Source organism: Methylophaga sp. UBA5088 (genome assembly GCF_002414625.1).
GTDB classification, from domain to species: domain Bacteria; phylum Pseudomonadota; class Gammaproteobacteria; order Nitrosococcales; family Methylophagaceae; genus Methylophaga; species Methylophaga marina.
Window position 1 is genome coordinate 1 of sequence record NZ_DIAC01000124.1, and the last position, 9,014, is coordinate 9,014.

Sequence of the window (9,014 nt, forward strand, 5' to 3'; positions counted from 1 at the left end):
CTGTGACTCGAGTAGCTGACATAATTGCTCAAGTACCACTTTCCCCTGTTCATCCAAGCCAAGCGCTTCTCGCCAATCCCCCCATAAAGGCTCAGGTCCAAAGGCACTCTCAAAATTCCATTTTTTACGTTCAAAGCCATCCGGCAGTGTCCAGTTTTTCGCATGTTGATGAAGTTTTGCTGAGGTGGCACCGAGTAATTCAAACCCTGCGACTAAAGATTCATCCTCATTTGGTTGATCCCCAGGAAGAAACTCAAAGGCCACCACGTACCTAGCTGCCCCCTCATCGTCAAATTCTGCCACTAAACTGCCATCTGTCATTGTTAATGGCTCGGGTGTATTCAAGACTTGCTGATGACGTAGTGATTGAATCCACATCAGTTCAGACAGGATCTCTTTTTTAGAATGATAATTAGGTCTGTGAACGCGAATAATGAAACGCTGATTTCGTGCCTCATCTTGAATCAGAAATGTGGCGTTTTCAGACACAGTCAGTAAGGAAATGTTGGCCTTTTCTGAGACATCCCACATTGGAAGCAAGCCTTTCACACCGCGTGTTAGGCGTTGAACAAACTGGGAATTATATAAACCTGCCATAAAGATAACCTCTGTAACTGTGTCAATTAGCCACATTTATAACTTCATTTTTACTGACTTGCAATATTTTTGTTGCAAAGTAACAGATTTGTGTTAAAAATACAGTCACACCATTATTCACTAACTCTCGGGAGAATTGCGCATGCTCACTTCTATTAAAAATAAATCTGTCATCGTTACAGGTGGCTCAAAAGGCATTGGCAAAGGCATTGCCAGTGTATTTGCGAAACAAGGGGCCAAAGTGATGATTGCCGCTCGTGGAGAAGAGGCGGCTAAGCAGACTGTTGATGAAATCAATACCCACGGTGGTACTGCAGATTACTATTTATGCGACGTATCCAGTTGGGAACAAGTTCAGGCTTTAGTGAAATACACGGAAGACACGTTTGGTAGTGTCGATATTCTCTGTGCCAATGCCGGTACGTTCCCACAGAAAAAAATCATCGACTTAACACCTGAAGACTGGGATGAGATTATGTCAGCCAATCTTAAGAGTACTTTTCTATGTGTCAAAGCGTGTATCCCTCAATTTGAGAAACAAGGCAAAGGTCGCGTTGTGGTGACCTCTTCTATCACTGGCCCAATCACAGGCTATCCTGGCTGGTCGCACTACGGAGCAACTAAGGCTGGTCAGTTAGGTTTTATGAAAACAGCCGCGATGGAACTGGCTCGTTATAACACCACCATTAATGCCGTGATGCCCGGTAATATTTACACTGAGGGCTTAGCTGATTTAGGTGAAGAATATCTCAATAGTATGGCGGCTGCGATACCGTTAAAACGCTTGGGTGCCGTCGAGGATATTGCCAATGCGGCTTTATTCTTTGCTGCTGATGAAGCGGCTTATATCACTGGACAGCAGATCGTGGTTGATGGTGGTCAGACATTACCTGAGTGTATGGAAGCCGTCGATGAGATCTAGTCAGCCATAACACTCCCCGTTCACATACAAAAAAGGCACTGTATTAACAGTGCCTTTTTTTATTATCGAAGTTTTGTTTAAGCCACCGAGGAGCGGACAACGTCACCCGCTTCATTTGCACTCGCTATCATTTTAATCGCAATGAATTTCGAGGTCGGTGTAAAGGTTTTATCGCCATAACTTTCCAGTGGGACTAATGGGTTAGTTTCTGGATAGTATGCAGCAGCCTGCCCTTGAGGGATGTCATAACTTAACAAGGTGAAGTTGGATACTTTTCGTTCTTTACCATCTTCCCACACGGTAATCATATCTACTTTCTGCCCGTGTTCCAGGCCAAGGCGTTTGATATCAGCTTCGTTAGCAAAAACGACATCACGCATGCCATACACACCTCGATAACGATCGTTCATGCTGTAAACCGTCGTGTTGTATTGATCATGAGAACGCATGGTTTGCAAAATCAGATCGGGAGACTGCCCGTTCTTGGTAACCTGGTCCTGAAGCAATGTCTTAGGTAAAGGATTCGCAATAAAGTTAGCTTTACCTGTATTGGTGTTCCATTGATACTCTGCTGCTGGGTTACCCAAATAAAAGCCACCAGGATTCTGTATTTTCTTACTGAAATTATCAAAGCCTGGAATAACATCTGCAATCAGATCACGAATGCGGTCATAGTCTTCTACCAACCATTCCCAATCCACCGGTTTATTACCTAGGGTCGCTTTAGCAATGCCAGCAATAATCGAGGCTTCAGAGCGTAATAAAGGTGAGAAAGGTTTTAGCTGACCATAAGAGATATGAACCATGCTGAAAGTATCTTCGACGGTTACACCTTGAAGGCCTGCTTTCTGGAAATCTTTTTCAGTACGACCCAGACACGGTAAAATCAGTGCCTCTTTACCGGTAACAAGGTGACTACGGTTCAGTTTTGTTGAAATCTGCACAGTCAAATCACAGTTACGCATAGCTTTATGTGAACGCTCGGTATCCGGTGTGGCCTGAACAAAGTTACCACCTAGCCCAAAGAAGACTTTCGCTTGACCTTTTTCCATCGCATCAATGGCTTGAACCGTGGTATGTCCATGTTCACGAGGCACTTTAAAATCAAAGCGCTGTTCAATGGCATCCAGTAACCATTCTGGTGGCTGCTCATCAATACCCATGGTGCGGTCACCCTGCACATTACTGTGACCACGCACAGGTGATAAACCTGCGCCAGGACGGCCAATATTGCCACGCAATAATTGCAGGTTCACAATTTCCTGAACAGTCGGCACAGAATGAAGATGCTGGGTTACACCCATCGCCCAGCACATAATGACACGGTCAGCTTTACAATAAATCTTAGCCGCCATTTCGATTTCAGCCAGACTCAGGCCTGATTGTGATTCAATCAAATCCCAAGGCGTATTATCGATTTCGGCGAAGTAGTCATCCATACCATGCGTCTGTTGCTGAATAAATGCATGGTCTAATACCGCCGGTTTACCTTTTTCTTGTGCTTCGCGATCCCATTGCAATAAGAACTTCGCCATACCGCGAATAGCGGCCATATCACCACCTAAAGCAGGTCTGAAATAAGCACTATTAGTTGGCTCAGACTCATTAGTGAGCATTTCCATCGGGCTTTGTGGATGCTGAAAACGTTCCAAACCACGTTCTTTAAGTGGATTAAAACACACGACATGTGCACCACGTTTCACTGCTTCACTCAGCGGTTCCAACATACGTGGGTGATTGGTACCTGGATTCTGACCAATGACAAAAATCGCATCCGCTTCAGCAAAGTCTTCAAAGGTAACAGTGCCTTTGCCCACACCCAGTGTTTCAGACATACCAATACCACTGGCTTCGTGGCACATATTGGAACAGTCTGGGAAATTATTGGTACCGAAGGCACGGACAAAAAGCTGGTATAGAAAAGCGGCTTCGTTACTGGCTCGACCAGAGGTATAAAATTCTGCTTGATCGGGTGAGTCAAGCTGGTTTAAGTGTTTGGCAACCGTATCAAACGCTTCTTGCCATGTGACGGTTTCGTAATGATCAGTGTCGGCGTTATAACGCATCGGATGAGTGATACGCCCCTGTGACTCTAGCCAAAAGTCACTTTCTTTTAACAACTCAGCGTTACTGTGCTTCGCAAAAAATGCCGGGGTGACTTTACGGCCTGTCGCTTCCCAGTTAACCGCTTTGGCACCATTTTCACAAAATTTAATCATGCCCTTTTCAGGCGTTTCTCCCCAGGCACACCCTGGACAATCAAGACCATGATCCTGATTCGTTTTCAGCATCGCACGGATATTGGAAATAGCATTTCTGCTACCCAGCCAGTTACGAGTAACACTGACAAGTGCACCCCAACCAGCAGCTGGACCATTGTAGGGCTTGTAATGACTCACTAGGACATCTCTCCGGACAAGATAATAAAAACAGCTAATAACCAAGCTCTAACACAAGCAAATGCTCGTATGCTAAGTTGCTTGTTGTCATAGCCGAATACGGTAAGTGAGATCAGAACGGCATGTTCTGCGTGATGAAACACGATTATAATTTAATCCTGTCATCCTTCTGATCATTGCGATCAACATTATTATAGTTGGCTTGGATACCTTGCATCAATACAGACGCCAATTTCAGGAAAAAATTCCCAGCACAACCACTGAGATTCTTCTTTAAAAACAGTGGAATAAATTATCTTAACATTAATTATCTTTATGTTAAGATAAAATTACATTCTGAATCGGATACACCCATGTCGGGAAAAAAATTTGATGAAGTCGACCTCATCATGGCTCAGTGGCAGCAGTTAGGTCTTCATACTGACTTGGATGCCATTAAAATTATCGGTCGTGTTTTACGTCTGGCGAAAACAATCGAACAGCAAGTCGGCGAACTTCACCGCGAATTTGCGCTCAAACCTGGCGAGTTTGATGTTCTTGCTACCTTGAAACGCGAAAATAAACGCTACCTGACACCTTCAGAGCTCTACCAAAGTATGTTGCTCACCTCAGGTGCGATGACAAGTCGTCTTGATAAGCTGGAAGAAAAAGCCCTTATACAGCGCCAACACTGTCAGCAGGACCGAAGAAAAGTACTGGTGAGCCTAACCCCTCATGGCAAGAAACTCATTAATAAAGTGTATCCGGCACACTTTTCATTGCTGGAAACATTATTAGCCTCTGTTTCAGGCAAAGATAAAACCTTATTGGCGAACTTACTTAAAACAACGCTTGCCTCTGTAGACTCACCAACAACTGAACAATCATGAACCAAACAGTATCACCAACAAAGGCACTGATTTTATTATTGGCAGCACTAACGGCGCTAACGCCTCTTGCTATCGATGCCTATTTGCCTGCGATCCCGCAAATGGCTTCGGATTTAGCCACCAGCATTCATGATACTGAAATATCATTGAGCCTCTATTTGGCAGGTTTTGCCATCGGCCAAATTTTTGGTGGACCGTTTTCTGATCATTTTGGACGTCGAGCAGCGACAGGGAGTGGTTTAAGCATTTTTTGTGTCGGCACACTTGGCATTATTTTCAGTCAGGATATTCACAGCGTTTGGCTGTTTCGGGTTATCCAGGCTATCGGCGGTGGTGTGGCTGTGGTGAATGCTGCCGCTGTTATTCGTGATTTAAGTCATGGCAAAGACAGTGCCCGACACTTGTCTAATATGGCGGTGATCATGATGCTCGCACCGTTATTGGCCCCGCTTATTGGCATGATCATTCTGCATCTCAGTGGTTGGCGGCTTATTTTTGTCTTTTTACTGGTCTATGGCTTGAGCATTGGTACAGCCTTGTTCTTGCGACTTCCTGAAACACGGAAAAAAGCCACCGAACGAACCAGTATGTTCAAACGCTACGCTATGGTACTTAGTCATCGATGTGCACTGGGATTTATCTTTTCTCAGTGTTTTGCCTTAGCGGGTATGTTTGCATTTATCACCGGCTCACCATCAGTTTACATGGGCTACTTTGATATCAGCGAGACCGTTTATCCATTTCTGTTTGGTTTGAATGTGATTGGCATGATGCTGGCGAACCGTCTCAATATTCGTTTATTACACTATTACAGACCACAATTTTTATTAAGCTTAGGACAAGCGGTACAAGTCCTGACCAGCCTGATTTTATTATCCTATGTCAGCCTGGCAACAGAACCCAACCTAGTGATTATGGTGATTTTATTAATTTTATTTATCGCTTCAATGGGCTTAATTGTCTCCAATGCAACCTCAAGCACGGTAGAGTTTTTTCCACAAAACAGCGCCACCGCGACAGCTTTACTGGGTTCCATTGGTTTTGCAGCCGGTGCATTAAGTGGCTCATTAGTGGGTTTACTCGGTGATGGTACACCATGGCCTATGGTGGTCATTATGTTTGCCTGTGCGCTCATAGGTCCTCTCGTCAGAACCATGCTGCAATACGGTCAGCCATCACCAACACATAACCATTCTTAACCCAGCGTTAACTGACAGCCGTTTATGCTTTTGCTAACGCTAGCTTAGTTATGCAGTAAATTAATCATCTCCGAGGTATACGTGAAGTCAGTTCGTAACAGACAATGCATCCTAATGACACTCTTGAATGCAGTATTGCTGCTGTCAGGCTGTGCATCTATGTCTGCCAGCCCTGATTACCAAACAAAGATACAACAAGAGCAAACTCTGCCCGCCTGGTCACAATCTGATGAGGCTGAGTCCGTTATATCATTGAACAGCCTGATTGCTTCAGCGCAACTTAATCAGTTGGTAGAAACAGCTATCCAACATAACCCCACCCTGCAACAAACCTGGTTAACACTGCGAATTCGTCAGACGCAATTGCAGCAAACCGATGCAGCTCGTCAACCACAAATCAGTGCTGCAGCAGGCGCAACGCGCAGCGAGAACGCTGATGATAATTTTACCAGTCGTATCGATATCAGCTGGCAAGCTGATTTATGGGGTAAGTTAAAAGCCAATAGCCAGGCAGCCACTCAGGACGTGAACGAGCAAGCCCTGCTCTATCAAGCAGCTCGTGATAGTTTAAGTGCAGAGGTCATGAAAGCCTGGCTAAACCTCACCGCAACGTCACATGCCATCACCATAGAAAAGCAGCGTTTGAATACCTTGGAACAAAATGAACGCTATATCTTACAACGTTACAGAAACGGTATTGGCACATTGGAAGATTTAGATAATGCCCGTAGCTCCAGTGCCCAATCAAGGGCCAACCTTGCTGCCTTTCAGGAAGATTATCGTCAGCAACAACGAGACTTAAAGACACTATTAGGACAGACCAACACTGCCGATATTGAGGCGCCAGCCAGCTATCCAGAAGTCAAACTGGCCTGGGCTGATTTACCCGAACAAACTTTAGCACGTCGCCCCGACTTACAGGCGGCCTACATCGCTATTGAAGCAGACCAGCTACGCACTGAAGTGGCCTATAAAGAACTTTTACCAAGCCTGGACATTGGTGCCGCTCTTGAAGATGCGGCCTCTTCTCCTCATCAGGCATTAATGGGGTCACCACTCTGGTCATTACTCGCTCAGTTGACAGCGCCTATTTACCAAGGTGGGCAATTACGTGCAGCAGCTAAGGAAGCCGAATTAAATGAGGCCTATAGCTATCAGCGTTATCGTGAAACCTTATTAACAGCCGTTAATGAAGTCGAGCAATATCTTAGTCTGGAGCAAAATCTGTTAACCCGCCAGCAGCACATTGCGGATGCATTAAAAAGTGCACAAAACAGCTTAGAGCAGTATCAGACAAGTTATCGAACGGGGTTGGTCGATATTCTGGATTTACTGACTGTACAGCAACAAACTTACAATCTGGAAGCCACTCTGGATAACCTTATTTATCAACGCCTGATTAACCGGATTAATCTTGGCTTAGCACTCGGCCTGAGAACCACACCATGAAGCGTCATTTCCCCAAAATCATTCTGTTCATCCTGGCTTGTGGCATTCTGTTTGTCACTGTTTTAGTGGTCAAACATCTGTCAGCAGCACAGGCCAATAGGCCAATGCCTGTGCAAAAAGAACCACTGCCCAGCCCCGATGTATCCGTGATGATGGCGACACCAGGCAGTTATGCATCAGCAGTGCGTGCTTTTGGTGCGGCCAGTCCGCACTTCAATATCACGCTTACAGCCCAGGTAAGCGGTCAGATTGATGATATATCCCAACAATTTGAAAGTGGTCGACGTTTAAAAAAAGGGACCTTGCTGGCCCAGCTTGAAAATAGTGATTATCAGGCCGCTGTGGAGAGTGCGCGGCAAGCCTTAAGCTCTGCCCAAGTCAGTTTATTAGAAGAACAACGTCAAGGTCTGCAAGCCTTGAGTGAGTGGCAATCTTCAGGACTTGAAGGAGAACCAGACTCAGACTTGGTGCTGCGTAAGCCACAACTGGCTGCCGCCAAAGCGGCGGTGAAAGAAGCCGAGGCCAATCTCAAGGCGGCTGAAAAGGATCTGGCTCAAACAACCATTAAAGCGCCCTTTGACGCACTTATTATTGAACGTTTAGTGTCCCCTGGCAGTTATGTTCAGACTGGCACTGAAGTCGCGACCTTATACAGTACCGATCACGTAGAAATCTCTGTGGCTTTATCTGCTCAAGAATGGAGCAATCTCCCCAGTTTGTCTGTGCTGAATAGTGGTAAATGGCCGGTCACGGTGACGAGTGTTGAGAATTCGTATTCCTGGCAAGGTTATGTACTTAGAGCGGAACAAAGTCTTAATCAGGAAACTCGTCAACGCAGTTTGATCATTGCCGTCGATAAACCTTTAGATATTGAACCAGCCTTGTTTCCCGGCACGTTTGTAGAGGCCCACATTGAAGGTCGTGATATTGCAGGCGTGTGGAAACTGCCAACCAGCGCCTTAAGTCAACGCGGTGAAGTCTGGTATGTATCAGCTGATAACACCCTGAAAAAATTCAGTACCAGCCCGCTCTTTTCAAGCCGCGGTTCTATCTATATCGCGCCTCCTGAGTCACTAGCAAATGCCACGGTTCCTGTACTTGTCAGCCCTTTAAATAGTTATCTTGAAGGCATGGCTGTGACAGCTGTTGAGGTGTCACAGTCATGATAAAGAAATCCTATTCAAGCAGCATCATCGCTTGGTTTACGGCCAATCCTGTGGCCGCGAATTTATTAATGATTCTGGTCATTATGTTGGGTGTGCTTGAATCTGGTCAGTTGCGAAAAGAAGCCTTTCCAAGCATGGATCCCCGCTCACTGACCATTTCAGTCTCCTACGACAGTGGTTCAGCCAAACAGTCTGAAGAAGGTTTGGCCATCAAAATAGAAGAGCAACTGGAAGATGTTATTGGTATTAAACGGATTACCAGTACATCAACGGGCACCGGCGTAACAGTCACCGTTGAAAAGCAGAGTGAGTATGATTTAGACACACTTCTTCGTGATGTCAAAACGAAAGTGGATGCCATATCGACTTTCCCCGCCGATGCCAAAAACCCGGTGATTGAGAAAGCCCAACGG

8 protein-coding genes are annotated in these 9,014 nt (G+C 45.5%); 6 read left to right on the top strand and 2 right to left on the bottom strand.

Features of this window, described 5'->3' with window-relative positions; all coding sequences use genetic code 11:
* Window positions 1-597, bottom strand: a 597-nt coding sequence (locus tag B4K20_RS15280) for a phosphotransferase enzyme family protein (RefSeq protein WP_349678809.1), incomplete at its 3' end; no start/stop codon positions are given.
* A gap of 142 nt (window positions 598-739) precedes the next feature.
* Between B4K20_RS15280 and fabG the strand changes: the two genes are divergently transcribed.
* Window positions 740-1,519 carry a 3-oxoacyl-ACP reductase FabG gene (gene fabG, locus B4K20_RS15285; protein ID WP_289283575.1) on the top strand — a complete coding sequence of 260 codons (780 nt, stop codon included), beginning with the start codon at window positions 740-742 and terminating at the stop codon, window positions 1,517-1,519.
* Between the two features lie 77 nt (window positions 1,520-1,596).
* Here fabG and B4K20_RS15290 read toward each other — a convergent pair whose 3' ends face one another.
* Window positions 1,597-3,918 carry an FdhF/YdeP family oxidoreductase gene (locus tag B4K20_RS15290; protein WP_289283576.1) on the bottom strand — a complete coding sequence of 774 codons (2,322 nt, stop codon included), beginning with the start codon at window positions 3,916-3,918 and terminating at the stop codon, window positions 1,597-1,599.
* A gap of 353 nt (window positions 3,919-4,271) precedes the next feature.
* Here B4K20_RS15290 and B4K20_RS15295 point away from each other — a divergent pair, with 353 nt between their 5' ends.
* From B4K20_RS15295 to B4K20_RS15315, 5 genes are all read left to right on the top strand, one after another.
* On the top strand, window positions 4,272-4,787 hold the full coding sequence (locus tag B4K20_RS15295) for a MarR family winged helix-turn-helix transcriptional regulator (protein WP_289243869.1): 516 nt from the start codon (window positions 4,272-4,274) through the stop codon (window positions 4,785-4,787).
* A complete protein-coding gene (locus B4K20_RS15300) occupies window positions 4,784-5,986 on the top strand; it encodes a multidrug effflux MFS transporter (RefSeq protein WP_289283577.1) in 1,203 nt (400 codons plus the stop codon). The genes B4K20_RS15295 and B4K20_RS15300 overlap by 4 nt, the downstream gene beginning before the upstream one ends.
* 114 nt (window positions 5,987-6,100) lie before the next feature.
* Window positions 6,101-7,435 (top strand): TolC family protein, encoded by a 1,335-nt coding sequence (locus B4K20_RS15305; protein ID WP_289283578.1) that lies wholly within the window; start codon window positions 6,101-6,103, stop codon window positions 7,433-7,435.
* Window positions 7,432-8,601 carry an efflux RND transporter periplasmic adaptor subunit gene (locus B4K20_RS15310; protein WP_289283579.1) on the top strand — a complete coding sequence of 390 codons (1,170 nt, stop codon included), beginning with the start codon at window positions 7,432-7,434 and terminating at the stop codon, window positions 8,599-8,601. Before B4K20_RS15305 ends, B4K20_RS15310 begins: the two co-directional genes overlap by 4 nt.
* A partial coding sequence (locus tag B4K20_RS15315; RefSeq protein WP_289283580.1) for an efflux RND transporter permease subunit occupies window positions 8,598-9,014 on the top strand: 417 nt, incomplete at its 3' end. The genes B4K20_RS15310 and B4K20_RS15315, both read left to right, overlap by 4 nt.